The sequence below is a fragment of the Salipiger pentaromativorans genome (genome assembly GCF_024721115.1).
Lineage (GTDB): Bacteria > Pseudomonadota > Alphaproteobacteria > Rhodobacterales > Rhodobacteraceae > Salipiger > Salipiger pentaromativorans.
Genome location: NZ_JAMDHK010000013.1, coordinates 27,790 through 52,391 on the forward strand (window position 1 = coordinate 27,790; position 24,602 = coordinate 52,391).

The following is a 24,602-nucleotide window of genomic DNA, read 5'->3' on the forward strand; positions in this document are numbered from 1 at the left end:
ATTTGTGCCATGTCCGGCGGCATCGACTACGGAAATCTCATGCATCGCGCCATGCGCGGCCTGATTCACGACGTTCTGACCGGCGTGCAGCAGCACGGCCTTCCCGGCGAACATCACTTCTTCATCACCTTCGACACCCAGCACCCGGATGTCGAAATCGCCGACTGGCTCTCGGACCGCTACCCGGGCGAGATGACCGTGGTGTTACAACACCGCTTCGACGATCTCGAGGTGAACTCCGAGGGATTCGCCGTGACGCTCAGCTTCGGCGAGGCGCCCGAGCGGCTTTATATTCCCTATGACGCGATCAAGACCTTCGTGGATCCGTCGGTCGAGTTCGGTCTGCGCTTCGAAACCCATGACGACGAGGACGAGGACGACCCGACGCCGCCCGAGGACGATCCGGACGGGCCCGGCGAGAGCGAGACGCCGCGCGACGCCGAGGTGGTCCGCCTCGACTCCTTCCGCAAGTCCTGACGCGGGCCGCCGGTGGGTCTTTCCGAAACGACACGCCGCGCGCTGCGGCTGACAGCCGGCCTGCGCCCCGACAGCGATCTGTCGCTTTTTGTGGGCCAGGCGCTGCGCCGGCCGCAATCGGTTTCGGCGCTGGTCCCCGCCTCTGACCGTCTTGCCGCCGCCATGGCCGCGCAGATCCCCGAGGGGCCCGGCCCGGTGGTCGAGCTTGGCCCCGGCACCGGCAAGATCACCCGCCGCATCCTTGGCCATGGCGTTGCACCCGAGGATCTGCATCTGGTCGAGATCAACGACGAATTCGTCTCGCTGCTGCGCCAGCGCTTTCCCGAGCTCGCGGTGCATCACTGCGGCGCGCAGACGCTCTGCGATCTCGGCCTGCCGCCGCTGCGCGCGGTGGTCTCGGGCCTGCCGCTGCTGTCCTTCCCGGCACCGCTTCAGGCGCGCATCCTGCGGGCGGCCTTCCGCCAACTCGCCCCGGGGGCGCCCTTCATCCAGTACACCTACGGCCCCAGCGTCCCGGTCTCGGCGCGGCTGATGCAGGCGCTGAAGCTGACGGCCCGGCGCCGCAACGTGGTTTGGGGCAATCTCCCCCCCGCGCAGGTCCTGACGCTGCACCGCCTGCACGGCTGAGCCCCCGCCGCCCCATGTTACCGGTATCCCAAGGTATGCAGCCTTGCCTTTCCCGTAACGTGGAGTAAGACATGGCGCGACCCGCGTTCAAAGGAGGTTCCCGTGACCCAGACCCGCACCGAAACCGACAGCTTCGGCCCGCTCGAGGTTCCCGCCGACAAGTACTGGGGCGCGCAGACGCAGCGCTCGATCATGAACTTCCCCATCGGCTGGGAGAAGCAGCCGGTACCGATCATCCGCGCGCTCGGCGTGGTGAAAAAGGCCTGCGCCATGGCCAACAAGGCCAATGGCGCGATGGAGGCCCAGATCGCCGATGCGATCATCGCCGCCGCCTCCGAAGTGATCGAGGGCAAGTTCGACGACAACTTCCCGCTGGTGGTTTGGCAGACCGGGTCGGGCACCCAGTCGAACATGAACGCCAACGAGGTGATCTCGAACCGCGCCATCGAGATGCTGGGCGGCGAGATGGGCTCGAAAAAGCCGGTCCACCCGAACGACCACTGCAATATGGGCCAGTCCTCGAACGACACCTTCCCCACCGCCATGCATGTGGGCATCGCCATGCAGGCGCGCGATGTGCTGCTGCCGGGGCTGAAAAAGCTGCTGGCCGCGCTTGAGGCGAAGTCGGACGAGTTCAAGGACATCATCAAGATCGGCCGGACCCATACCCAGGACGCCACGCCGCTGACGCTGGGCCAGGAATTCTCGGGCTATGCGCATCAGGTGCGCAAGGGCATCCAGCGCGTCGAGGCCTGCCTGCCCGACATCTACGAGCTGGCACAGGGCGGCACCGCCGTGGGCACCGGGCTCAACACCAGGAAGGGCTGGGGCGAGGCCGTGGCCGCGAATATGGCCGAAATCACCGGCCTGCCCTTCGTCACCGCACCGAACAAGTTCGAGGCGCTGGCGGCGCATGACGCCATGGTGATGTTCTCGGGCGCGCTGAAAACCGTGGCGGCGTCGCTCTTCAAGATCGCCAACGACATCCGCCTGCTGGGTTCGGGCCCGCGCTCGGGTCTGGGCGAGCTGATCCTGCCCGAGAATGAGCCGGGTTCGTCCATCATGCCCGGCAAGGTGAACCCGACCCAGGCGGAGGCGCTGACCATGGTCTGCGCCCATGTCATGGGCAACGATGCCGCCGTGGGCATGGCCGGGTCGCAGGGTCATTTCGAGCTCAACGTCTACAACCCGATGATGAGCTACAACGTGCTGCAGAGCATGCAGCTTCTGGGCGACAGCGCCTCGGCCTTCACCGACAATATGGTGGTGGGCATCCAGGCCAACGAAGCGCGGATCGAGAAGCTGATGAAGGAATCGCTGATGCTGGTGACGGCGCTGGCACCGACCATCGGCTACGACAACGCCACCAAGGTCGCCAAGACCGCGCATAAGAACGGCACCACGTTGCGCGAAGAGGCCATCGCGCTTGGCTTTGTCGATGAGGAAACCTTCGACAAGGTGGTGCGTCCGGAACAGATGATCGGCCCCAAGGACTGATCCGCACCGCGCGAAAGCGGCGTGTGACATAGATAGAGCGGTCCGGAAACGGGCCGCTCTTTTTGCAGTTGCGCCCGCGATCCAGGCCAACGCAAAAAAATTGAAAAATTTTTTCGATCCGCGCGGCGGAAATCCCGCTCCGCGACGTACCACCCTTTGGATGCTGCGTTCCGGAGCTTCGGCCCGGCCCCGCGGCGGCCCTCTGTTCCCAACCGTGACAGCCCCGCCGGCTGCGCGCCGGATGGACGGGGCGCGGCATCCGATCCCGGCGCGCGCCCCGCGCGATCCGGCGGGACAGCGAGCCACTCACGGAACCGTCCCGACGCCGAGCGCCCCGTCGCCGACCGTCCCCCAGTGGCGGCGGGGCCCGGCAGCCGGCCGGGACGGGTGCGGAAAATCAACCGTTGCGAAACCGGGCGGGCGGGCTAGATTTGCCGCCATGGGCAAGATCATCAATCTGAATCAAACCAGAAAAGCCCGCGCCCGGGCCGACAAACGGGCAAAGGCCGACGCGAACGCCGTCCAGCACGGGCGCAGCAAGGATCAGAAGGCGCTCGACAAGGCGCGGGCCGAAAAGGCCGCGCGCGAGTTGGACGGTCACAGGCGCGACGAATGACCGGACGGCCGGTCAAACACTCGCTCAGCCTGCGCGGGCACCGCACGTCGGTGTCGCTGGAAGAGGCTTTCTGGAACGAGTTCCGCGCCATCGCACGCGCCGAGGGCAAGGCGCTCAACGCGCTGGCCGCCGAGATTGACGAGACCCGCGGGCTCGAGGCCGGGCTGGCCTCGGCGATCCGGGTCTATGTGCTGAAATACGTCAAGGCCCGCGCCGGGCGTTGAGCGGACCCCTGTCCGGTGCATGCGCCCTTGCCCGGGCGCGCGCCGGAGGCAAGGACGGATGCCTCCGGCGGGAGTATTTTGCGGAAAGATGAAAGGCAGGGATGGGGCGATTACGCGCCTGCCAGTTTCTTTTCGCGCGCCGCGCGCAGCCGGGCGAAATCGTCGCCCGCGTGATAGCTCGAGCGGGTGAGCGGGGTCGCCGAGACCATCAGGAAGCCCTTGCCGAAGGCGGTCTTTTCGTAAGAGGCGAATTCCTCGGGCGTCACGAAGCGGTCGACCGCGTGGTGCTTGGGCGTCGGCTGGAGATATTGCCCGATGGTCAGGAAATCCACATCGGCGGCGCGCATATCGTCCATCACCTGGGTGACCGACTGGCGGTCCTCGCCGAGCCCGACCATGATGCCGGATTTGGTGAAAATAGACGGGTCGAGCTCCTTCACCCGCTGCAAGAGCCGCAGCGAATGGAAATAGCGCGCGCCGGGCCGCACCTCGGGGTAAAGCCCCGGCACGGTCTCGAGATTGTGGTTGAACACATCCGGCTTGGCGGCGACCACCACCTCCAGCACCTCGGGGGCGCATTTCAGGAAATCCGGCGTCAGGATTTCGATGGTGGTGGCCGGCGCGCGGTGACGGATCGCGCGGATGGTCTGGGCGAAATGCTCGGCCCCGCCATCGGCGAGATCATCGCGATCGACGCTGGTGATCACCACATGGTTCAGCCCCAGCTTCTGCACCGCATCGGCGACCCGGCCCGGCTCGAACACGTCGAGCGCATCGGGGCGTCCGGTGGCGATGTTGCAGAAGGAACAGCCGCGCGTGCAGATGTCGCCCATGATCATCATGGTGGCGTGACCCTGGTTCCAGCATTCGCCCGCGTTGGGACAGCCCGCCTCTTCGCAGACCGTCACGAGCTTGTGTTCGCGCATGATCCGGTGGGTTTCCTGATAGCCCTTTCCGGTCGGCGCCTTCACCCGGATCCAGTCCGGTTTCTTGGGCTGAGGGTTGTCCTTGCGATGCGCCTTTTCCGGATGACGCTGGGTCGGGATCTTGAGGTCTCGCACCATTTTTTCCCCGCGATGACTTGGAGTTCGCCTTTTAACATACAACACTGCAGGGGAGCGTACCAGTACAGCCAGCCGTTGTTCAGCGGCGTATCCCCAACGGGTAACGAGTGCCCCCTGCACCATCGCCTTCCCGTGCTACATAGGGCGTGAGAGGGCCCGGGGCAATTCGCACTGGACGGGGCCCGCGCCCTTGGATAGATCGAAGCGCAGACCGGCGTTGCGGGCGTGGCGGAACCGGTAGACGCGCCGGATTCAAAATCCGGTTTCCGAAAGGAAGTGTGGGTTCGAGCCCCACCGCCCGCACCAATCCGGCCGGGGCGCCGTTCAGAACACGATAAGTGAGTCCGGGTTCGGTTTGAGGCCCCGTCTGTCACCTGCACCGCGACCGGGCGTCATTCCGGCACCTCTCTCCCTCCGCTGAGGCCAGAAGAGATCGCCTCTGCAATACCCATCTCCGGACAGAGAAAAGGCGGGCACCATGGCCCGCCTTTGCATTGCGACAGTCCGGTCGGACCGGACTTATTCCGAGGTCTCGACGATCAGCAGCTCGCGCTCGGAGGCACCGCGCGCATGGCTCAGCGCCTCTTGGTATTCGGGCGAGTGATAGCAGGCCTCGGCCGCCTCGACGCTGTCGAACTTCGCCACCACATTGCGCGGCCGGTCGGTGCCTTCGAGCTGCACATAGCGCCCGCCGCGTGCGATGAATGTCCCGCCGTGCTTGGCGATGGCGGGACCGGCGAGCCTGGCGTATTTGCCATAGGCCTCCTCGTCGGTCACGGTCACATGGGCAATCCAGAGTGCCGGCATTCTCGTCTCTCCTCGTAAGCTCGCGGGCTCAGCCCGCCAGAACCGCTTCCGCTGCCTTGATCGCCGCATCCGCCGCGGCGGCATCCTTGGCCCCGCCCTGCGCCAGATCGGGGCGGCCGCCGCCGCCCTTGCCGCCAAGCGCCTCGACCGCCGCCTTGACCAGATCCACCGCCGACACCGTCGCCGTAAGATCCCCGGTCACGCCCGCGGCCACCGCCACCTTGCCGCCGGTGTCGGCGATCAGCAGCACCGCGCCCGAGCCCAGCCGCGCCTTGTGCTCGTCGATGAGCGGCGGCAGGTCTTTGCCCTGCACGCCGGACAGCACCTGCGCCACGAAGGGCACACCGCCCACCTCGCGCGCCTCGGCACCGCCGCCCTGCCCCGCGCCGCCGGCCATGGCCAGATCGCGGCGCAGCTGCGCCACCTCGTTGTCGAGCTTGCGCCGCTCGTCCAGCAGCGCGGCCACGCGGGCCACCGCCTCGGCGCCGTGCACCTTCAGCAGCGCCTCGATCTCGCTCAGCGCCTTGTCGCGGCCGCGCAGCTCGGCCATGGCGGCCTCGCCAGTCAGCGCCTCAATGCGGCGCACCCCCGCCGAGGAGGCGCTTTCCGAGGTCAGCGCGAATGTGCCGATGTCGCCGGTCTGCGCCACATGTGTGCCGCCGCAAAGCTCCAGCGAATAGGTCTGGCCATCCGCGCCCTTGCCGGAGCCCGGCAGCGTGCCCATCGAAACGACGCGCACCTCGTCGCCGTATTTCTCGCCAAAGAGCGCCTGCGCACCGATGGCGCGGGCGTCGCCCGGGGTCATGATCCGTGTCGAGACCGGGCTGTTCTGCCGGATGAAGGCGTTCACCTCGGATTCGACCTGCGCGATCTCCTCCGCCGTCAGCGCCTTGGCATGCGAGAAGTCGAACCGCAGCCGGTCGGGCGCATTCAGCGAGCCGCGCTGCGCGACATGATCGCCAAGCGCGCGGCGCAGCGCCTCGTGCAGCAGGTGGGTGGCGGAGTGGTTGGCGCGGATCGCCGAACGGCGCTTGTGATCCACCTCCATCGCCACCGCGTCGCCCCTGGCGAAACGGCCCTGCGTCACGGTGACCTGATGCGCAAAGACCTTGCCGTCGCCCATCTTCTGGGTGCCGGTGACCTCCGCCAGATCGTGTTCGTCCTCAAGCCGGCGCAGCCAGCCGGTGTCGCCGACCTGACCGCCGCTCTCGCCGTAGAAGGGCGTCTGGTTCAGCACGATCCAGCCGCTTTCGCCCGCCTCGAGCGCCTCGACCTCTTTGCCGTCCCTGAGCAGCACCAGCATCTGGCCCTCGGCGGTCTCGGTGTCGTAGCCGAGGAAATCCGTGGCGCCATGGGTTTCGGCGATGTCGAACCAGATCGCCAGATCGCCGGCCTCGCCCGTGCCCGCCCAGGCGGCGCGCGCCTTGGCCTTCTGCTCGGCCATGGAGGCGTCGAACCCCTCGGTGTCGACCTCGCGGCCACGCTCGCGCAGCGCGTCCTGCGTCAGATCGAGCGGGAACCCATAGGTGTCATAAAGCTTGAACGCCGCCGCGCCGGGCAGTTTCGTGCCTTCGGGAAGATCCGAAAGCTCGTCGTCCAGCAGCTTCAGCCCGCGGTCGAGCGTCTGCTTGAAGCGGGTTTCCTCCAGCTTCAACGTCTCCTCGATCAGCGGCTGCGCACGCACCAGCTCAGGGTAAGCCGCGCCCATCTGGCGCACCAGCGACGGCACCAGCCGGTGCATGACCGGATCCTTGGCGCCCAGCATATGCGCGTGCCGCATGGCCCGGCGCATGATCCGCCGCAGCACATAGCCGCGCCCGTCGTTCGACGGCATCACCCCGTCGGCGATCAGGAAGGAGGTCGAGCGCAGATGGTCGGCGATCACCCGGTGATGGGTCTTGCCCGGCCCGTCCGGGTCGGTGCTGGTGGCATCGGCGGAGGCCTCGATCAGCGCGCGGATGAGATCGGTGGCATAGTTGTCATTGGTGCCCTGAAGCAGCGCCGCGACCCGCTCGATCCCCATGCCGGTGTCGATGCTCTGCGCCGCCAGCTCGCGGCGGGTGCCGTCCTCGAACTGCTCGTATTGCATGAAAACGAGGTTCCAGATCTCGACAAAGCGGTCGCCGTCCTCTTCCGGCGAGCCCGGAGGGCCGCCCCAGTATTTCTCGCCGTGATCGAAGAAGATCTCGGTGCAGGGGCCGCAGGGGCCGGTCGGGCCCATCATCCAGAAATTGTCGTTGGTGGCGATGCGGATGATCCGGTCTTCCGGCACGCCGGTCTTCTTCCAGATCTCGGCGGCCTCGTCATCGGTGTGATAGACGGTGACCAGCAGCCGCTTGGCGTCGATGCCCAGCTCCTTCGTCACCAACTCCCAGGCAAAGGGGATGGCGTCCGACTTGAAGTAATCGCCGAAGGAAAAATTTCCCAGCATCTCGAAAAACGTATGGTGCCGCGCGGTATAGCCGACATTGTCGAGATCGTTGTGCTTGCCGCCCGCCCGCACGCATTTCTGCGCGGTGGTGGCGCGCTTGTAATCCCGGTGCTCGACCCCGGTGAACAGGTTCTTGAACTGCACCATGCCGGAATTCGCGAACATGAGCGTCGGGTCGTTGCGCGGCACGAGCGGGCTCGAAGGCACCACCTGGTGGCCCTGTTTCTCGAAATAGCCCAGAAAGGTTGAGCGGATGTCGTTCAGGCTCTGCATGATCGTCCTTGAAAAGCTGGCGTCTCAGCGGTCCGCGCAGGTGTATCGCCCCGCCCCGCCCCTGTCCATAAGCCGCAACAGAAAAGCCCGTCCCCCGCCCCTGTCTTCTTCTCTTGAAAAAATACGCACCTGGCAGCGGTGCCGCCCGCACAAGCGTCCGAGGGTCCACAGGGCCTCCCCGCCCTGAAACGCAAACGGGGCGCTCCCTCGGAACGCCCCGTCAAACCCTCTGCCGGCAGAGCCTCAGCTCTCCATCACGTCGCCATCGTCGTCGCGGCCCTCGCGGTCGTCGTCGGACATGTGGAAATCGAGCCCGTGGGCGGCGCGGATCTTGTCCTCGATCTCCAGCGCGACGCGGGTGTTCTCTTTCAGGAAGTTTTTGGCGTTCTCGCGGCCCTGACCGATGCGCTCGTCGCCATAGGAATACCAGGAGCCGGACTTATCCACGACACCGGCCTTCACCCCCAGGTCCAACATCTCGCCGGTCTTGGAGATGCCCTCGCCATACATGATGTCGAATTCCACCTGCTTGAAGGGCGGCGCCACCTTGTTCTTGACCACTTTCACGCGGGTCTGGTTGCCCACCACCTCGTCGCGGTCCTTGATCGAACCGATGCGGCGGATATCCAGACGCACGGAGCTGTAGAATTTCAGCGCATTGCCGCCGGTGGTGGTTTCGGGCGAGCCGAACATCACGCCGATCTTCATGCGGATCTGGTTGATGAAGATCACCATGCAGTTGCTGCGGCTGATCGAACCAGTCAGCTTGCGCATCGCCTGGCTCATCAGCCGGGCATGCACGCCGACGCTGGAATCGCCCATGTCGCCTTCCAGCTCGGATTTCGGCGTCAGCGCCGCCACCGAGTCGACCACCACAAGGCTCACCGCGCCCGAGCGCACCAGCGTGTCGGTGATCTCCAGCGCCTGCTCGCCGGTGTCGGGCTGCGAAATCAGCAGCTCGTCGAGATCGACGCCCAGCTTCTTGGCATATTGCGGGTCGAGCGCGTGTTCGGCATCGACAAAGGCGCAGACACCGCCCTTTTTCTGTTCCTCGGCCACCACATGCAGCGTCAGCGTGGTCTTGCCCGAGCTTTCCGGCCCGTAGATCTCGATGATCCGGCCCTTGGGCAGGCCGCCGATCCCCAGCGCGATGTCGAGCCCCAGAGAGCCGGTCGAGGTCGCCTCGATGTCCCTCATGGCGTTGTCACCGCCAAGTTTCATGATCGAGCCCTTGCCGAATTGCCGCTCGATCTGGGCCAGCGCAGAATCGAGCGCCTTTTGCCGGTCTGCGTTTTTCTTGCTGTCCATTGTCAGAAGATCTGCCGTTGCCATGCGTTTCGATCCTTATTTCACACCCCATCCGGGGCGGCAATCGCTGCTTTCGTTCGCCTCTTGTTCTCACACCTTATGAGATCAAAAGGAGAACATTTCAAGTTGAAATTTCATGGACCACTGTTCCGGCTCAGGGTTAAAGAGTGGTTTACAGGTGCAGGAAAACACGGGGGTCGGGCGCATGCTGGTATTCTGGAAGGCGCGGCTGGTGCTGCTGGCGGTGCCCAAGACGGGCAGCTCGGCCTATGAGACGGCGCTGGCGCCCCATGCCTCGATGACGGTGCTCGACCCGCCCGAGCTGAAACACGCGCCGGTCTATCGCTACAACCGCTTCTTCCGCCCGATGTTCGAGAAGATGGGCGTCGAGCATATGGAGCTGATGGCGGTGATCCGCGAGCCCGTGTCCTGGCTGGGATCGTGGTACAGATACCGCCAGCGGCCGTTTCTCGATGGCCGACCGACCTCGACCAAGGGGCTCAGCTTCGACGATTTTGTCGATGCCTATGCCCGCGGCGACCGCCCGCCCTATGCCAATGTGGGCAGCCAGGCGAAATTCGTCGAGCCGCGCCCCAACGGCACCAATGTCACGCAGCTCTTCCGCTACGAGAATCAGGCCGGGATCCTCGACTTTCTCGAGGACCGGCTGGGCGTGACGCTGGATCTCCCGCGCGAGAACGTCTCGCCGCGCGCCGATCTCGCCCTCTCGCCCGGGACCGAGGCGAAGCTGCGCCGCAAATGCGCCGCCGATTTCGAGATCTGGGAGCGCGCGCAGTGACCGGCCCGCTCAATGCAACTGGCGGTGCACCGTCTCGGTCAACTGGTTGAGCGAGAAGGGTTTCGGCAGGAAGACCGAATTCGGCACCTCCTCCTGCCCCTCGGCGAAGACGTCCTCGGCATAGCCCGAGACAAAGACCACCCGCGTATCGGACCGGGTCTTGAGCGCCTCGCGCACCCAGGTCGGCCCGTCCATCCCCGGCATCACCACATCGGTGACGAAGATGTCCACCTTGACCGTCTCGTCGCTGAGCACCTCCAGCGCGTCCTCGGCATTGCCCGCCTCGATCACCGTATAGCCGCGCAGCCGCAGCGCGCGGGCAGCGAAGGCGCGCACCGGTGCCTCGTCCTCGACCAGCAGCACCACGCCGGTGCCGGTCTGCGGCAGCTTGCGCGCCTCCTCGCCCGGGGGCGCCGGCGCGGCGGCGACCGGCGCCTCGTAGGCCGGGAAGAGCAGGGTGAAACAGGTGCCCTGCCCCACCGCGCTATCGACGAAGATGAAGCCGCCGGTCTGCTTGACGATGCCATAGACCGTGGACAGCCCCAGCCCGGTGCCCTCGCCGGTGCGCTTGGTGGTATAGAACGGCTCGAACACCTTTTGCAGCTTGTCCTGCGGAATCCCGCTGCCCCGGTCGATCACCTTGACCGCCGCATATTCCCCCGGCTCGACCAGCGCACGGTCGCGCTTGAGCGGGTCCAGCAGCGTGCGGCGCTCGGTCTCGATGGTGATCTCGCCGCCCTCGGGCATGGCGTCGCGGGCGTTCACCACAAGGTTCATCATCACCTGTTCGAGCTGCCGCCGGTCGCCGCGGATCGCCGGCAGAACCGGGTCGTGGCTGAGCGAAAGCTGCACCTTCTCGCCCACCAGCCGGTTCAGCAGATGGGTCAGGTCGGAGAGCGTGTCGCGCAGGTCGAGCACCTCGGGGCGCAGCGTCTGCTTGCGCGAAAACGCCAGAAGCTGGCCCACCAGCGCCGCCGCGCGGTTGGCGTTCTGGTTGATCTGCACCAGATCGCCGTAATCCGGATCGCCCTGGTCGTGGCGCAGCAGCAAGAGGTCGCAATGGCCCGAGATCGCGGTGAGCAGATTGTTGAAATCATGCGCCACGCCGCCCGCAAGCTGGCCGATCGCCTGCATCTTCTGGCTTTGCACGAACTGTGCCTCGAGCGTCTTGAGCTCGGTGGCGTCGTTCAGCACGGCCACCAGCTCCGCCTGCCCCGCCGTCCGCGCGCGGCTCAGCGTCACCTGCACAAAGACCTCGCGGTCGGGCCGGGTGAGCCGCAGGAATTCCGACCGGTGCAGCCCGCGCCCCACCGCCGCCTCGCTCAGCCAGCCGGTGATCGACCGGCCAAGCCCCTCCATATATTCGGTGATGTTGCGCCCGTCGGCGCGGTCCACGTCGAGCAGCTTGCAGGCGCCGGCATTGGCGCGCAGGATGCTGCCGTCGGGGCTGAGCCGCAGCAGCGGCACCGGCAGATCGTCGAACCCGGTGGGCGCGGCGCCTTCGGCCTCCGCCGCCTCGACCGGATGCAGCACCAGCTCCTGACGGCCCACGCCGGCATCGGCGCAGCGCAGGGTGAAGCTGCGCGGCCCGTCCGGCGTGACGAAACGGTGCACGGCGCCGGGGCGCAGCGGCCCATCCTCCAGCACATCCTCCAACCGCTTGATCCGCCGTCCCAGCAGCATCCGCGCTGGACCGTTCATGTAGAGCACCGCGCCGCTGCGCCCCAGGGTCAGCACCGGCGCCTCCGCCTCGGCGGGCTCGCCATCGCCCCGCACGACGCCCGGCTCGATCCGCCACAGGCCGCGCCCGCCCTCGAGACAGCGCAGCGACAGCCGGAGCCGCCCCGAGGGCGTCGCCACGTCCTCGCGCGCGAAACCGCTGTCCTGCGCCTGGGTCATCAGGCGGTGCAGCACCCCCTCGGCGCCGGCGACGACCGGGGCCAGCAGCGCACCCAGCACCTGCCCCGGCGCCTCGCCGAAGCGCTGGCAGGCGGCGTCATTGGCAAAGATCACCCGCTGCGCGGGCCCGGTGGCCAGCACCGGCACGCTCTCGTCCTCGGCAAAGCGGGTCACAACAGAGAACTCGCGCCGCGCACGGCGGCGGCGCAGCAGACCGGCCAGCGCGGTCAGCAGCGCCATGGTGGCAAAGGTCGCCCCGGCGGCCAGAAGCCCGAGCTGCGCCGCCGCGCCGCCGGCGAAGGCGGCCAGCCCGGCACTGCCAAAAGCCAGTCCCAGCAACAGCGCGGCGCTGCGCATCGCCCCGGGCGCCCGCCGGGAGCGCCGGTGCCCGGTCGCCGAAATCTCCGCCACTTGGCCCCCTTTCGCCGGTCACGTCTCTCCCGAGATGTGCCACGACAGGGCTTAACCAAAAGTAAACCAAGCAGCAGATACACCCCTGAGTTGTATCAAGAACTATGCTCAGCCGGGGCTTGCAAGGCAAGCGACAAAAAACCCGTCGCCGCCGTCGCGCGGCAGAAACTGGCGGCTGCCGGTGCAGCGCCAGCCGGGATGCGCGGCGAGAAAGGCCGCGCTCTGCGCGCCGTTTTCGCAGTCGAGCACCGAACAGGTGGCATAGGCCAGCGTCCCGCCCGGCGCCACCAGCCCGGCGGCGGTCTCCAGAATGCCGGCCTGCACGGTGCAGAGCTCGGCCAGCCCCTCGGGGGTCAGCCGCCACTTGCCTTCCGGCGCCCGGCGCCACGAGCCGCTGCCGGAACAGGGCACATCGCACAGCACCAGATCGTAGCGGCCCGCGGGCCGGTCGCGGCGCAGGATCTCGGCCCCGGCGCGGGCGGCGCGGGCGGGCAGATCGGCCATGCGGCCGGGATTGGCGTCATGCGCCTCGACCGGGCCGCCCGTCCGCGCCGCCATCGCCAGCGCCTTGCCACCGCCGCCGGCGCAGTAATCCAGCACCCGCAGCCCGGGCGTCAGCGGCAGCGCCGCCACCACCGCCTGGCTGGCGGCGTCCTGCAACTCGACCAGCCCGGCGGCAAAGGCCCGGGACCGGGCGATCTTGCGCGCCCCGCCGGTGACCTCCAGCGCCGTCGCAGCCAGCGGATGCGGGCGCGTCTCGATGCCGTCTTCCGCCAGCGCCGCCATGGCCTCTTCGGATGTCGCACGCAGGCTGTTGACCCGCAGGAAGACCGGCGCCCGGTGGCGCAGCGCCTCGGCGGTCGCCGCAGCGTCCTCGCCCAGCGAGTCGCGAAAGCGCGGCCAGAGCCAATCGGGCAGATCTCCCGCCTCGGCGCCCTCGGAGGGCGCATGACCAGCGGCACGTTCGGCGGCGCTCAGCGGAGCGGGCGCGTGGCCCTCACCGGTGAACAGCGTGTCGGGATCGGTGCCCTCCTGACGCAGCAGGCCCAGCAGGCGCGCCCGCCCGGTCTCGCCGCCGCCGGTCGCGGCGGTAGAGCGCCAGCGGCGCAGCACGTCGAAGACGTGATCGCGCACCGCCGCGCGGTCCTTGGACCCCGCGAAGCGCGAGGCGCGCGCCCAGCCAAGCAGCGCCTGCTCGGCCGGCGTGCCCTCGGCGATCCGGTCGAGAATCCCGGCGGCGGCGGCGATGCGCGCGGCGGGGGTCACGGAGCAATCCGGCGATACCCGCCGGCATCGCGGGTGAGCCGGGCGAACTTTCCCGGCCCCAGCATATGGCTTCCCGACCAGAGCAGACCGCGCGTGACGATCTCTTCCAGCGCGGCCAGCCGGGTGCGGGTCGCGGTCGCGGCATCGTCGTCGTAGCGGCTGGCACAGGCGGGATCGGGAAGCTGCATCGCCTCGGAATGCAGGATGTCGGCCACGAGAACGAGGTCTTCGCCAAAGCGCAGCCCCATATGTCCGGGCGTATGACCCGGCAAATGCCAGCTCCGCAGGTCCCGCCCGAGATCCTCCCCGTCCGCAACGGTGCGGATGCGGCCGGCCATGGCCGCGAGCAACCGCCCGCCGGGCGCATCGACGCCCTGCCAGCGCGGCAGCTCTGCCGCGTGCAATACCAGCTCGGCCTCCGGAAACACCGCCGCACCATCGCGCGTGCCGCCGCCCGCGTGATCGCCGTGCAGATGGGTCATGATCAGGCGGTTCACCTGCGCGGGCGCGATGCCAAACGCGGCAAGCTGTCCGGCCAGCGCCCCGCCCGCATCTCCGAAGGCGGTGCCGCAGCCGGTATCGACAAGGTCGATACCGCCGTCATCGTGCCGCAGCAGATAGGCGTTATAGACCGTGTCGATGGCCTCCAGCCCGGCCGCGGCGAGACGCGCGGCGCGGGTCTCGTCATCGGCCGAGGGGAAGACATCGGCCCCGAAACGGCCGCCGCCATCGACCAGACAGGCGATCTCGGTGCCGCCGACACGCCAGGTCGCGGCGGCAGAGGAGGCGTGAGCACTCATCCGATGCGGTAGTTCGGCGACTCGCGGGTGATCTGCACGTCATGGACGTGGCTTTCCTGAAGGCCCGCATTGGTGATCTTCACGAAGCGGCAGTTCTTCCGCATCTCCTCGACCGTGGCGCAGCCGGTATAGCCCATGGCCGCGCGCAGCCCGCCCACGAGCTGGTGGATCACCGCGCCGGCCGGCCCCTTGTAGGGCACCTGCCCCTCGATGCCCTCGGGCACCAGCTTGTCGGAGGCGGCATCCTTCTGGAAGTAACGGTCGGCGGAACCGCGCGCCATGGCGCCGAGGCTGCCCATGCCGCGATAGGCTTTGAAGGACCGGCCCTGGTAGAGAATGACCTCGCCCGGGCTCTCGTCGGTGCCCGCGATCATGCTGCCCACCATGGCGCAGGAGGCGCCCGCCGCGATCGCCTTGGCGAAATCGCCCGAGAACTTGATGCCGCCATCGGCGATGACCGGCACGTCGCCCGCCGCCGCCGCGCATTCCATCACCGCGGTGAGCTGCGGCACGCCGACGCCCGCCACCATACGGGTGGTGCAGATCGAGCCCGGGCCGATGCCGACCTTGACCGCATCCGCGCCCGCGTCGATCAGCGCCCTGGTGGCCTCGCCGGTGGCGACATTGCCCGCGATCACCTGCACCTCGTTCGAGAGCCGCTTGGCGCGGCTCACCGCGTCGAGCACGCCCATCGAATGGCCATGCGCGGTGTCGATCACCAGAATATCGACGCCGGCATCGACCAGCGCCTCGGAGCGTTCGAACCCGGCCGCGCCCACGCCGGTGGCCGCCGCCACCCGCAGACGGCCGAGATCGTCCTTGCAGGCGGTGGGGTTGAGCACCGCCATTTCCGTGTCCTTGAGGGTCAGAAGACCGGTGAGCTTGCCCGCCTTGTCGGTGACCAGCAGCTTTTCGATGCGCCGCGCTTTCATCAGGCTGATCGCCTCGTCGCGGTCGGCGGGCTCGCGCAGGATGGCGAGGTTGTCGGCGGTCATCATCACCCGCACCGGGGTGTCGTCGCGCTGCGCGAAGCGCATGTCGCGGTTGGTGACGATGCCCACCACGCGGTGATCCTTGTCGACCACCGGGAAGCCGGTGAAGCCGTAGCGCTCGGTCAGCGCCTTGGCATCGGCGAGGGTCTGGTCGGGGGTCAGGGTCACCGGGTTGTAGACGATACCGCTTTCGAAGCGCTTGACCCGGCGGACCTGGCGGGCCTGTTCCTCGACCGAGAGGTTCTTGTGGATCACCCCGATGCCGCCGGCCTGGGCCATGGTGATGGCCATGCGCGATTCGGTCACCGTGTCCATCGCCGAGCTGAGCAGCGGAATGTTCAGCGCGATGGATTTGGTCACGCGGGTGCGGGTGTCGGCGGTGCTGGGCAGCACGCTGGACGCCGCGGGAACGAGAAGAACGTCATCGAAGGTGAGCGCCTCGCGAATCTCCATGGGTCGGCTCCTTGGGAGGGGATCGGTTGGCGCGTCCCTATCGCACGGATAGCGGGCGGGGGAAAGACCCCCTCTTGCCGCGCGCGCTCCGCCGTTGCGGGGGGCGTTGCCCCTCGCGCGCCGGGGCGCGCTTCCCCCGCGTATTTGCAAAGAGAAGAAGCCGCAGAGATTGCGCTTTTCCGGCTCCGGGCGCAGGTTGACCCGGACGCGGGGCCACGAGGAGCGGGACATATGGCGCATGGCTATCAGACGGGGCGGCTGGACCTGCCCTTCACCGGGATCTGTACCTTTGCCAGAAAACCCCATGTGGCGGACTGGACGGCGCTGGAGGCCGATGCCGCGATTCTGGGGGCACCCTTCGACGCGGGCACGCAATGGCGGGCGGGGGCGCGGTTCGGCCCCCGCTCGGTGCGCGAGGCCTCGACGCTGTTTTCCTTCGGCCACGCGGGGGCCTATGATCACGAGGACGACGTCACCTATCTGGGCGAGGAGGTGCGGATCGTCGATATGGGCGATGCCGACATCGTGCATACCGACACGCTGCAAAGCCACGCCAATATCCGCACGGGCGTCGAGGCGGCGCTGAACGCGGGCGCGCTGCCGGTGGTGATCGGTGGCGACCATTCGGTGAACATCCCCTGTATCGAAGCCTTTGAGGGGCGCGCGCCGTTCCATCTGTTGCAGATCGACGCGCATCTGGATTTCGTGGACGAGCGCCACGGGGTGACGCGCGGCCATGGCAATCCGATGCGGCGGGCGGCGGAGAAGGGCTGGGTCTCGGGGCTGACGCAGGTGGGCATCCGCAACGTGAGCTCGACCGCCAAGGAAGGCTATGACGCCGCCCGCGCCATGGGCTCGGACATCCTGTCGGTGCGGCAGGCGCGCCGGCTGGGGCCCGAGGCGGTCGCGGCGCGGATCCCGGCGGGGGTGCCGGTCTATATCACCATCGACATCGACGGGTTCTGCCCGTCGATCGCGCCGGGCACCGGCACCCCCTCGCATGGCGGGTTTCTCTATTACGAGGTGCTGGAGATCTTGCAGCAGGTGACGCGCGCGCATCCGGTGGTGGGCATCGACCTGGTGGAAGTGGCGCCCGACTACGATCCCACCGGATCGACGGCGATTCTGGCGGCGCAGCTGCTGATGAACCTGCTGGGCTTCGTGTTCCACGCCCGGAGCGCCGGCGCCTAGGGCGGCAATTCCGCAGGCGGAACAAGGCGCAAGCGCCCGCTGCCGTCGCGCATCGGCGGGGACAGGCTCATCGCGGAGCGACAGGCTTGCGCGGGGGCCCGGGCTGGGGAAAGCTGGTCCGGAGCAGCCCCCGATTTCATGAGAGCCAAAGGCCCATGTCGCTTCCCCTTGCCGACGTCACGATCGTCGATTTCAGCCGGATTCTGTCCGGCCCCTATGCCACGATGATCCTTGCCGATCTGGGCGCGACCGTGATCAAGGTCGAGCGCCCGGGCCGCGGCGACGGCGCGCGGGCGCTGCCGCCGCTGAAGGACGGCAAGAGCGCCTATTTCGCCGCCGTGAACCGGGGCAAGCGCTCGATCGCGCTGGATCTGGAGGACGAGACCGACCGCGCCCTGCTCGGGCGGCTGCTGACGCGGGCCGATGTGCTGGTGGAGAATTTCCGCCCCGGCACCATGGCGCGGCTGGGGCTGGGCTGGGAGGATCTGCAACCGCGCTTTCCGGCGCTGATCTATGCCTCGGTCAGCGGCTATGGGCAGACCGGCCCCGATGCCCGGCGCCCGTCCTATGATGCCATCGTGCAGGCGCGCGGCGGGCTCATGGGGCTGACCGGGCAGCCCGGTGCACCGGCGCGGGCCGGCAGTTCCATCGGCGATCTCGCCGGGGCGCTGTTTCTGGCCCAGGGCATCCTCGCCGCGCTCTACGACCGCACGAAGACCGGGCGCGGGCGGCGCGTCGATGTCGGGCTGCTCGACGCGCAGCTGGCGCTGATGGAACAGGCGGTGGCGCAGACCGCCATCGGCCCGGCGCCGCAAGCGGCGGGCACGCGGCACCCGGCCATCGCCCCCTGCGAGGCGGTGGCGGCCTCGGACGGGCCCTTTCTGCTCGCCGCGGGCACCGATGCGCAGTTCGAACGGCTCTGCCTCACCCTGCAACTGCCGCTTGCCGACGACCCGCGCTTTGCCGACAACACCGCCCGGCTCACCCATGCGCGGCTGCTGAAGCGGCTGATCGAGGCGGCGACGCTGGAGCATCCGCGCTCGCACTGGCTGGCCCGGCTCACCGCCGCCGGCATCCCCTGCGCGCCGATCCAGCCGATGGATCAGGTGGTGAAGGATCCGCAGCTTCTGGCCCGCAACATGATCGTCGATGTGCTCGACCGCTTTGGGCGCGCCGCCTTCAAGGCCGCCGGCAACCCGATCAAGATGTCGGAGATGGAGGACCGCCCCGCCCGTCCCGCCGCCCCCGAGCTCGATGGCAATCGCGGCGATATCCTGCGCTGGCTGCACGAGGACTGACGCTGCCGGGCCCTGTGGCGTCGCTTCGATGCTGTCGCGACGCGCGCCGTGGCGTATCCTGGTGGCGAGGAACCGCACAGGACCGATCATGACCAAAGACCCGCTCGTCGTCTTCACCCCCTCGGGCAAGCGCGGCCGCGTGACCGCGGGCACCCCGGTGCTGACCGCCGCCCGGCAACTGGGGGTCGATCTCGACTCGGTCTGCGGCGGGCGCGGGATCTGCTCGAAATGCCAGATCGCCCCGGCCTTCGGCGAGTTCCCGAAACACGGCATCCGCTCGGCGGACAGCGCGCTTTCGGAGTGGAACGCGGTCGAGGCGCGCTATGCCGAGACGCGCGGGCTGGCGCCCGGGCGGCGGCTGAGCTGTCAGGCCCGGATTCTCGGCGATGTGGTGATCGACGTGCCGCCGGAAAGCCAGGTCCACCGGCAGGTGGTGCGCAAGGCCGCCGCGGCACGGGTCATCGAAATGGACCCGGCAACGCGGCTCTATTACGTCGAGGTGGAGGCACCCGACATGCACGAGCCGAGCGGCGATCTGGAGCGCCTCACCCGGGCGCTTGCGGCACAATGGGGCATCGAACCGCTTTCGGTGGCGCCCGCAATTCTGTCCCGATTGCAACGTATTCTGCGGGATGGCCTGTGGAAAATTACCGTCGCATTGCACAAAACCGATCATTCCGCCGTTCCGCGCCTGATCGCCGCCTGGCCCGGGCTGCACGAGCGCGGCCTTTACGGTCTGGCGATAGATCTGGGCTCGACCACCATCGCCGCGCATCTCACCGACCTCGACAGCGGCGCGGTGGCCGCCTCGTCCGGCATGATGAACCCGCAGATCCGTTTTGGCGAGGATCTGATGAGCCGGGTCTCTTACGCGATGATGACCCCGGGCGGCGCGGAGGAGATGACGCAGGCCGTTCGCGAGGCGATCTCGGCGCTGGCGGGCGAGGTCGCCACCGAGGCGGGCATCGACCCGACGCTGATCCTCGAGGTCGTCTTCGTCTGCAACCCGGTGATGCACCACCTGCTGCTGGGCATCGACCCGGTGGAGCTGGGACAGGCGCCCTTTGCGCTTGCCACCTCCTCGGCGCTCAATCTCACCGCCGCCGATCTGGGGCTGGTCGCCCTGCCCGCCGCGGCGCAGGTCTATATCCTGCCCTGCATCGCCGGCCATGTGGGCGCCGATGCCGCCGCCGTGGCGCTGTCGGAGCAGCCCGGGAAATCCGAGGATCTGGTGCTCATCGTCGATGTCGGCACCAATGCCGAGATCCTGCTGGGCGACAGGACGCGGGTGCTGGCCTGCTCCTCGCCCACCGGCCCCGCCTTCGAGGGCGCGCAGATCAGCGCCGGCCAGCGCGCCGCTCCCGGCGCCATCGAGGCGGTGCGCATCGACCCGGTGACCAAGGAGCCCCGCTTTCGCATCATCGGCAGCAAGTTCTGGTCGGACGAGCCGGGCTTTGCCAAGGCCGCGGCGCGCAACGGCATCACCGGGATCTGCGGCTCGGGCATCATCGAGGCGGTGGCCGAGATGCGCATGGCGGGCCTGCTGGATAGCTCGGGGCTGATCGGCTCGGCGGAGCAGACCGGCAGCCTGCGCTCTCTGCCCGATGGCCGCACCCATGCCTATCTGCTGCATGACGGGCGCCCCGAGGGCGGCCCGCTGATCACCGTGACCCAGGGCGACATCCGGGCGATTCAGCTTGCCAAATCGGCGCTTTACGCCGGCGCGCGGCTGCTGATGGACGAACGCGGGGTGGACAGGGTCGACCGCGTGGTGCTGGCGGGCGCCTTCGGCGCGCATATCTCGCCGCTGCATGCCATGGTGCTGGGGATGATCCCCGATGTGCCGCTCGACAAGGTGACCTCTGCCGGGAACGCCGCCGGCACCGGCGCGCGGATCGCGCTCTGCAACCTCGCGGCGCGGCGCCAGATCGAGGCCGAGGTGCGCGCCATCACCAAGGTGGAAACCGCCATCGAGCCGCGCTTTCAGGAGCATTTCGTCGCCGCCAACGCCCTTCCCCACGCCAGCGATCCCTTCCCCGAGCTCGCCCGCGAGGTCACCCTGCCCTCGGTGCGCTTCAACGCCGGCGGCGACAACGGCGGCCGTCGCCGCCGCCGACGCGGCTGAGCGCCCGGAAACCGGGCAGGACGAGACATGGCGACCACAGCGGCGGCCTCTACACAATTTCGTCGGTTGCGCCCGGCCTCCCGCCGTGGTTCCTGCGCATCGGAAAACCGGAGACCGCCGATGCTGCGCCGCCTGTACGACTGGACCATGTCGCTCGCCGACCATCCGCGGGCGCTCTGGGCGCTGGCGGCGGTGTCCTTCATCGAAGCCTCGGTCTTTCCGATCCCGCCGGATGTGCTGATGATCCCGATGGTGCTGGCGCGGCCGAAACGTGCCTGGCTCATCGCACTGGTCGCCACCGTCGCCTCGGTGCTGGGCGGGCTTGCCGGCTATGCGATCGGGCATTTCTTCTTCGAAGGCATCGGCCGGCCGATCCTCGAAAGCCTCGGCAAAGCCGATCACATCGACGCCTTCAACGCCCGCTTCAACGGCGTCGGCTTCTGGGCGGTGCTGATCGCCGGGGTGACCCCCTTCCCCTTCAAGGTGATCACCATCATGTCGGGCTGGACGGCGATGCCGCTCGGCACCTTCCTGATCACCGCCATCGTCGCCCGCTCGCTGCGCTTCTTCGTCGTCGCCGGGCTGCTCTGGGCCTTCGGCGCACCGGTCCGCGATTTCATCGAACGGCGGCTCGGGCTTGTCTTCACGGTCTTCGTGCTGCTTCTGGTCGGAGGCTTCTACCTCGTGAGGTATCTTTGACACTCTCCCGCAACACCCTCATCTTCCTCGCCGCCGCCGGCTCTGCCGCGGTGCTCCTGGGCGCCTTCGGCTTCCAGTATCTGGGCGCCCTCGCCCCCTGCAAGCTCTGCCTCTGGCAGCGCTGGCCCCACGCCGCCGCCGTTCTGATCGGCGCGCTCGCGCTGGCGACCCGCAGCGCGGCGCTGCCGCTGCTCGGCGCGCTCTCGGCGCTGGCCACGGGCGCCATCGGCGTCTATCACACCGGCGTCGAACGCGCCTGGTGGCCCGGCCCCGACAGTTGCACCGCCTCCGGCCCGATCACCGGCCTCAGCCCCGACGAGCTGCTGGCGCAGATCATGACCTCGGAAATCCAGCGCTGCGACGAGGTGGTCTGGGATCTCTTCGGTCTCTCCATGGCAAGCTGGAACGCGCTGGCCAGCGCCGCCTTTGCCGCGCTCTGGATCGCCGCGGCGCTGAAAACCCGGAACAAACCGGCCTGAACCAAAGTTGCAGCCGGGCCGGACTGCACCTTCCGGCCCATAGCCATCCGGCACGACGCCGCTCACCTCCTGTCACCGTGGCACGGATCCCCGTGCCGACACATCGGAACAACAGGAGATCCGAGATGACCAAATTCATCGCCGCCGCGCTTGCCGCCCTCACCCTTGCCGCGCCGGCCATGGCCTCGCCCGAAATCGACGCGAGCACCGCCGCCCAGGTCCGCGACAAGCTGGCCGCCGAAGGCTATGAGGTGCGCCAGATCGACAGCGAAGACGGCATGATCGAAGTCTACGCGCTCAAGGACGGCGCGCGGGTCGAGCTGTATCTGGACGCCGACCTCAACGTCGTGCGCTCCAAGACCGCAGACTGAGCCCCGCGCGGTGCGGCCCCGCTCCGTCTCCGGAGCGGCCGGGGCCGCGCCCCTCCCGTTTCCCTGTCCTGAGGATTCCTCCCATGACCCGCCATCCCGTCTGGGACCCGCTGCTGCGGTCGTTCCACTGGAGCCTTGCGGGGCTCTTCGCGGCCAACGCGCTGTTCACCGACGCCGAAAGCAACCTGCACGAATGGATCGGCTATGCCATCGGCGGCCTGCTGGCGCTGCGCCTCGTCTGGGGCTTTGTCGGCCCGCGCTCTGCCCGCTTCGCCAGCTTCCTGCCGACCCGTTCGGGCATACGCGGCCAGTTGACCGACCTGGCCACCGGGCGCCGCCGCGTGCATCTCATGCACACGCCGCTGGGCGCGCTGATGATCTACAACCTGCTGCTGACGCTCGCGGGCATCGTGACCACCGGCTATATGATGACCACCCTGACCTTCTGGGGCGTGGGCTGGGTCGAGACCACGCATGAGGCGCTGGTGAGCTGGGCCGAGATCTCGGTTCTGCTGCATATCGGTGCGGTGATGCTGGAAAGCCTGCGCACCGGCGTCAACCTGCCGGGCGCCATGATTACGGGTGTCAAAAACGTTCCGGACGGTGCAAAGATCGACCCATGATGCCAAGGCCGAGTCTGGCAGAGAACGGATCCGTATCCCTGCTCGCCCTGATCGCCGTGCAGAGCCTCTGCGCGGCCTTCTTCCTGTTCGACGTCGCCAGCGACGGGATCGAGATCGGCTGGCCGCCCTTCACCCATTGGGAATTCGTGGTCGAATTTCTGGCGGCGCTCAGCCTGATCGCCGCCGTGGCGATCGAGCTGCGCTGGCTGATGGCGCTTCTGCACCGCAAGGCGCATCTCGAACGGCAGCTTTCGCTCGCCGCCGGCGCCTTTCACGACATCGCGGCGGCGCAGTTCCGAAGCTGGGGGCTCACCCCCTCGGAACAGGACGTGGCGATGTTCACGCTCAAGGGCCTGTCGATCCACGAGATCGCGGACATTCGCGGTTCGGCCGAGGGCACGGTGAAATCCCATCTCAACGGCATCTACCGCAAGGCCGGCGTCACCGGGCGCGGCGCCTTTCTGAGCCTGTTCATCGAGGACCTGATGAACGCCCCGACGCCGGACCGCGCAGAAGGCGCGTGACAGCGCCGCCGTGCTCTGGCATGACCCCCGTCATGACCAACCGGATCGCGATCTGGATCGCCCTTCTGATAGTGGCCGCGCTGGCGGTGGATGGCTGGATGTTCGGTATGGAACATCTGCTCTTTCTCGCGCGCAAATTCTTTGTCCTGCTCGACTGGATGGCGTTCTGGCGCTAGCGCCCTCGCGTCTGCTGGCGCTAAACCTGCGGCGCGGCCTCTGGCGCAGGTTGACTTACGTGGGGCAACCTGATGACCTGCCCGCAACTGCCGGATACCGTACAGCAAGGAGATATCCATGACCGTCAAAGTGGCCATCAACGGCTTCGGGCGCATCGGGCGCAACGTATTGCGCGCCATCATCGAATCGGGCCGCACCGACATCGAGGTGATCGCCATCAACGATCTGGGCCCGGTCGAGACCAACGCCCACCTTCTCCAGTTCGACAGCGTGCATGGCCGCTTCCCGGTCGAGGTGAAGGTCGATGGCGACAGCATCGACGTGGGCCGTGGCCCGATCAAGATCACCGCGATCCGCGACCCCAAGGAACTGCCCTGGGGCGATGTGGACGTGGCGCTGGAATGCACCGGCATCTTCACCGCCCGTGACAAGGCCGCGCTGCATCTCGAAAACGGCTCCAAGCGCGTGCTGGTCTCCGCCCCCGCCTCGGGTGCCGACAAGACCATCGTCTTCGGCGTGAACGACAGCGTGCTGACCGCCGAGGACATCGTGGTGTCGAACGCCTCCTGCACCACCAACTGCCTTTCGCCGGTGGCCAAGGTGCTGAACGATACGATCGGTATCGAAAAGGGCTTCATGACCACCATCCACAGCTACACCGGCGACCAGCCGACGCTGGACACGATGCACAAGGATCTTTACCGCGCCCGCGCCGCGGCGATGTCGATGATCCCGACCTCGACCGGTGCCGCCAAGGCCGTGGGTCTGGTGCTGCCGGAACTCAATGGCAAGCTCGACGGTGTGGCCATCCGCGTGCCGACGCCGAATGTCTCGGTCGTGGACCTGGTGTTCGAAGCCAAGAAGACCACCACCGTGGACGAGATCAACGACGCGATCCGCGCCGCCGCCGATGGCCCGCTGAAAGGCATCCTCGGCTATACCGACAAGCCGAACGTGTCGATCGACTTCAACCACAACCCGCATTCGTCGATCTTCCACACCGATCAGACCAAGGTCATGGACGGCACCATGTGCCGGATCCTCACCTGGTACGACAACGAATGGGGCTTCTCCAACCGCATGGGCGACACCGCCGTGGCGATGGGCAAGCTGATCTGATCGCGACCGCACAGGCGCATCACGACCTTGAGGGGCGGGGCCGGGAACCGCC

At 67.9% G+C, this 24,602-nt stretch carries 24 protein-coding genes and 1 tRNA gene; 17 read left to right on the forward strand and 8 right to left on the reverse strand.

The annotated features are described in order from the left end of the window. Positions 1–9: 9 nt before the first annotated feature. The 5 genes from M4578_RS17620 (at position 10) to M4578_RS17640 (ending at position 3,441) form a co-directional block, all read left to right on the forward strand. Positions 10–477 (forward strand): SspB family protein, encoded by a 468-nt coding sequence (locus M4578_RS17620; RefSeq protein WP_258094611.1) that lies wholly within the window; start codon positions 10–12, stop codon positions 475–477. A 12-nt stretch (positions 478–489) separates the two neighbouring features. Beyond that, complete coding sequence (locus tag M4578_RS17625) at positions 490–1,104, forward strand: class I SAM-dependent methyltransferase (protein ID WP_258094612.1); 615 nt, start codon at positions 490–492, stop codon at positions 1,102–1,104. 102 nt (positions 1,105–1,206) lie between these two features. Further along, positions 1,207–2,601, forward strand: coding sequence for a class II fumarate hydratase (gene fumC / locus M4578_RS17630; protein WP_258094613.1), 1,395 nt, complete (start codon positions 1,207–1,209; stop codon positions 2,599–2,601). Between the two features lie 439 nt (positions 2,602–3,040). Further along, positions 3,041–3,217 (forward strand): DUF4169 family protein, encoded by a 177-nt coding sequence (locus M4578_RS17635; protein WP_258094614.1) that lies wholly within the window; start codon positions 3,041–3,043, stop codon positions 3,215–3,217. Continuing rightward, positions 3,214–3,441, forward strand: coding sequence for a ribbon-helix-helix domain-containing protein (locus M4578_RS17640; RefSeq protein WP_258094615.1), 228 nt, complete (start codon positions 3,214–3,216; stop codon positions 3,439–3,441). The genes M4578_RS17635 and M4578_RS17640 overlap by 4 nt, the downstream gene beginning before the upstream one ends. Before the next feature lie 110 nt (positions 3,442–3,551). On the opposite strand, the gene lipA is transcribed toward M4578_RS17640, so the two are convergent. Then, the gene (gene lipA, locus M4578_RS17645; RefSeq protein WP_258094730.1) at positions 3,552–4,502 is read right to left on the reverse strand and encodes a lipoyl synthase; all 951 of its coding nucleotides are present in this window, start codon (positions 4,500–4,502) and stop codon (positions 3,552–3,554) included. 222 nt (positions 4,503–4,724) lie between these two features. Between lipA and M4578_RS17650 the strand changes: the two genes are divergently transcribed. Continuing rightward, positions 4,725–4,811 (forward strand) — tRNA-Leu (locus M4578_RS17650). 213 nt (positions 4,812–5,024) lie between these two features. Here the strand turns inward: M4578_RS17650 and M4578_RS17655 are convergent. The 3 genes from M4578_RS17655 to recA all read right to left on the reverse strand — a co-directional run bounded on the left by M4578_RS17655 (position 5,025) and on the right by recA (position 9,348). After that, positions 5,025–5,312: a DUF1330 domain-containing protein gene (locus tag M4578_RS17655; RefSeq protein ID WP_258094616.1), complete on the reverse strand. Its 288-nt coding sequence runs from the start codon at positions 5,310–5,312 to the stop codon at positions 5,025–5,027. A 28-nt stretch (positions 5,313–5,340) separates the two neighbouring features. Then, the gene (gene alaS / locus M4578_RS17660) at positions 5,341–8,016 is read right to left on the reverse strand and encodes an alanine--tRNA ligase (protein WP_258094617.1); all 2,676 of its coding nucleotides are present in this window, start codon (positions 8,014–8,016) and stop codon (positions 5,341–5,343) included. A 243-nt stretch (positions 8,017–8,259) separates the two neighbouring features. After that, positions 8,260–9,348 carry a recombinase RecA gene (gene recA / locus M4578_RS17665; protein WP_258094618.1) on the reverse strand — a complete coding sequence of 363 codons (1,089 nt, stop codon included), beginning with the start codon at positions 9,346–9,348 and terminating at the stop codon, positions 8,260–8,262. A gap of 181 nt (positions 9,349–9,529) precedes the next feature. Between recA and M4578_RS17670 the strand changes: the two genes are divergently transcribed. Then, on the forward strand, positions 9,530–10,123 hold the full coding sequence (locus tag M4578_RS17670; RefSeq protein ID WP_258094619.1) for a gamma-glutamyl kinase: 594 nt from the start codon (positions 9,530–9,532) through the stop codon (positions 10,121–10,123). A 9-nt stretch (positions 10,124–10,132) separates the two neighbouring features. On the opposite strand, the gene M4578_RS17675 is transcribed toward M4578_RS17670, so the two are convergent. The 4 genes from M4578_RS17675 to guaB all read right to left on the reverse strand — a co-directional run bounded on the left by M4578_RS17675 (position 10,133) and on the right by guaB (position 15,944). Continuing rightward, entirely contained in the window at positions 10,133–12,379 is a 2,247-nt protein-coding gene (locus tag M4578_RS17675; protein WP_258094731.1) for an ATP-binding response regulator, read from the reverse strand. Between the two features lie 162 nt (positions 12,380–12,541). After that, a complete protein-coding gene (locus tag M4578_RS17680; RefSeq protein WP_258094620.1) occupies positions 12,542–13,699 on the reverse strand; it encodes an RsmB/NOP family class I SAM-dependent RNA methyltransferase in 1,158 nt (385 codons plus the stop codon). Then, positions 13,696–14,499, reverse strand: a complete 804-nt coding sequence (locus tag M4578_RS17685) for an MBL fold metallo-hydrolase (protein WP_258094621.1) — start codon at positions 14,497–14,499, stop codon at positions 13,696–13,698. Before M4578_RS17685 ends, M4578_RS17680 begins: the two co-directional genes overlap by 4 nt. Beyond that, the gene (guaB, locus tag M4578_RS17690; protein ID WP_258094622.1) at positions 14,496–15,944 is read right to left on the reverse strand and encodes an IMP dehydrogenase; all 1,449 of its coding nucleotides are present in this window, start codon (positions 15,942–15,944) and stop codon (positions 14,496–14,498) included. Before guaB ends, M4578_RS17685 begins: the two co-directional genes overlap by 4 nt. A gap of 231 nt (positions 15,945–16,175) precedes the next feature. Here guaB and speB point away from each other — a divergent pair, with 231 nt between their 5' ends. The 10 genes from speB to gap all read left to right on the forward strand — a co-directional run bounded on the left by speB (position 16,176) and on the right by gap (position 24,550). Next, on the forward strand, positions 16,176–17,135 hold the full coding sequence (gene speB, locus M4578_RS17695) for an agmatinase (RefSeq protein WP_258094623.1): 960 nt from the start codon (positions 16,176–16,178) through the stop codon (positions 17,133–17,135). Positions 17,136–17,290: 155 nt separating this feature from the next. Next, the gene (locus tag M4578_RS17700) at positions 17,291–18,433 is read left to right on the forward strand and encodes a CaiB/BaiF CoA transferase family protein (protein ID WP_258094624.1); all 1,143 of its coding nucleotides are present in this window, start codon (positions 17,291–17,293) and stop codon (positions 18,431–18,433) included. Between the two features lie 88 nt (positions 18,434–18,521). Then, positions 18,522–20,558 (forward strand): ASKHA domain-containing protein, encoded by a 2,037-nt coding sequence (locus tag M4578_RS17705; protein ID WP_258094625.1) that lies wholly within the window; start codon positions 18,522–18,524, stop codon positions 20,556–20,558. 120 nt (positions 20,559–20,678) lie between these two features. Next, on the forward strand, positions 20,679–21,257 hold the full coding sequence (locus M4578_RS17710; RefSeq protein WP_258094626.1) for a YqaA family protein: 579 nt from the start codon (positions 20,679–20,681) through the stop codon (positions 21,255–21,257). Continuing rightward, a complete protein-coding gene (locus tag M4578_RS17715) occupies positions 21,254–21,736 on the forward strand; it encodes a disulfide bond formation protein B (RefSeq protein ID WP_258094627.1) in 483 nt (160 codons plus the stop codon). Before M4578_RS17710 ends, M4578_RS17715 begins: the two co-directional genes overlap by 4 nt. Before the next feature lie 125 nt (positions 21,737–21,861). Further along, a complete protein-coding gene (locus M4578_RS17720) occupies positions 21,862–22,107 on the forward strand; it encodes a PepSY domain-containing protein (protein ID WP_258094628.1) in 246 nt (81 codons plus the stop codon). Positions 22,108–22,190: 83 nt separating this feature from the next. Further along, a complete protein-coding gene (locus M4578_RS17725) occupies positions 22,191–22,730 on the forward strand; it encodes a cytochrome b/b6 domain-containing protein (RefSeq protein ID WP_258094629.1) in 540 nt (179 codons plus the stop codon). Further along, on the forward strand, positions 22,727–23,254 hold the full coding sequence (locus tag M4578_RS17730) for a helix-turn-helix transcriptional regulator (protein ID WP_258094630.1): 528 nt from the start codon (positions 22,727–22,729) through the stop codon (positions 23,252–23,254). The genes M4578_RS17725 and M4578_RS17730 overlap by 4 nt, the downstream gene beginning before the upstream one ends. A 32-nt stretch (positions 23,255–23,286) precedes the next feature. Next, on the forward strand, positions 23,287–23,430 hold the full coding sequence (locus tag M4578_RS17735) for a hypothetical protein (protein WP_258094631.1): 144 nt from the start codon (positions 23,287–23,289) through the stop codon (positions 23,428–23,430). A gap of 118 nt (positions 23,431–23,548) precedes the next feature. Further along, positions 23,549–24,550: a type I glyceraldehyde-3-phosphate dehydrogenase gene (gene gap, locus M4578_RS17740; protein WP_258094632.1), complete on the forward strand. Its 1,002-nt coding sequence runs from the start codon at positions 23,549–23,551 to the stop codon at positions 24,548–24,550. Positions 24,551–24,602 lie beyond the last annotated feature (52 nt).

Bases quoted from the DNA above. Each gene is read 5' to 3' on its own strand.
- alaS (WP_258094617.1), bottom strand. From the start codon at position 8,016: ATGCAGAGCCTGAACGACATCCGCTCAACCTTTCTGGGCTATTTCGAG.
- recA (WP_258094618.1), bottom strand. From the start codon at position 9,348: ATGGCAACGGCAGATCTTCTGACAATGGACAGCAAGAAAAACGCAGAC.
- M4578_RS17720 (WP_258094628.1), top strand. From the start codon at position 21,862: ATGACCAAATTCATCGCCGCCGCGCTTGCCGCCCTCACCCTTGCCGCG.
- M4578_RS17640 (WP_258094615.1), top strand. From the start codon at position 3,214: ATGACCGGACGGCCGGTCAAACACTCGCTCAGCCTGCGCGGGCACCGC.
- speB (WP_258094623.1), top strand. From the start codon at position 16,176: ATGGCGCATGGCTATCAGACGGGGCGGCTGGACCTGCCCTTCACCGGG.
- gap (WP_258094632.1), top strand. From the start codon at position 23,549: ATGACCGTCAAAGTGGCCATCAACGGCTTCGGGCGCATCGGGCGCAAC.
- M4578_RS17685 (WP_258094621.1), bottom strand. From the start codon at position 14,499: ATGAGTGCTCACGCCTCCTCTGCCGCCGCGACCTGGCGTGTCGGCGGC.
- M4578_RS17700 (WP_258094624.1), top strand. From the start codon at position 17,291: ATGTCGCTTCCCCTTGCCGACGTCACGATCGTCGATTTCAGCCGGATT.
- M4578_RS17710 (WP_258094626.1), top strand. From the start codon at position 20,679: ATGCTGCGCCGCCTGTACGACTGGACCATGTCGCTCGCCGACCATCCG.
- M4578_RS17655 (WP_258094616.1), bottom strand. From the start codon at position 5,312: ATGCCGGCACTCTGGATTGCCCATGTGACCGTGACCGACGAGGAGGCC.
- M4578_RS17670 (WP_258094619.1), top strand. From the start codon at position 9,530: ATGCTGGTATTCTGGAAGGCGCGGCTGGTGCTGCTGGCGGTGCCCAAG.
- guaB (WP_258094622.1), bottom strand. From the start codon at position 15,944: ATGGAGATTCGCGAGGCGCTCACCTTCGATGACGTTCTTCTCGTTCCC.
- M4578_RS17620 (WP_258094611.1), top strand. From the start codon at position 10: ATGTCCGGCGGCATCGACTACGGAAATCTCATGCATCGCGCCATGCGC.
- M4578_RS17675 (WP_258094731.1), bottom strand. From the start codon at position 12,379: ATGCGCAGCGCCGCGCTGTTGCTGGGACTGGCTTTTGGCAGTGCCGGG.
- M4578_RS17730 (WP_258094630.1), top strand. From the start codon at position 22,727: ATGATGCCAAGGCCGAGTCTGGCAGAGAACGGATCCGTATCCCTGCTC.
- M4578_RS17635 (WP_258094614.1), top strand. From the start codon at position 3,041: ATGGGCAAGATCATCAATCTGAATCAAACCAGAAAAGCCCGCGCCCGG.
- M4578_RS17735 (WP_258094631.1), top strand. From the start codon at position 23,287: ATGACCAACCGGATCGCGATCTGGATCGCCCTTCTGATAGTGGCCGCG.
- M4578_RS17725 (WP_258094629.1), top strand. From the start codon at position 22,191: ATGACCCGCCATCCCGTCTGGGACCCGCTGCTGCGGTCGTTCCACTGG.
- M4578_RS17705 (WP_258094625.1), top strand. From the start codon at position 18,522: ATGACCAAAGACCCGCTCGTCGTCTTCACCCCCTCGGGCAAGCGCGGC.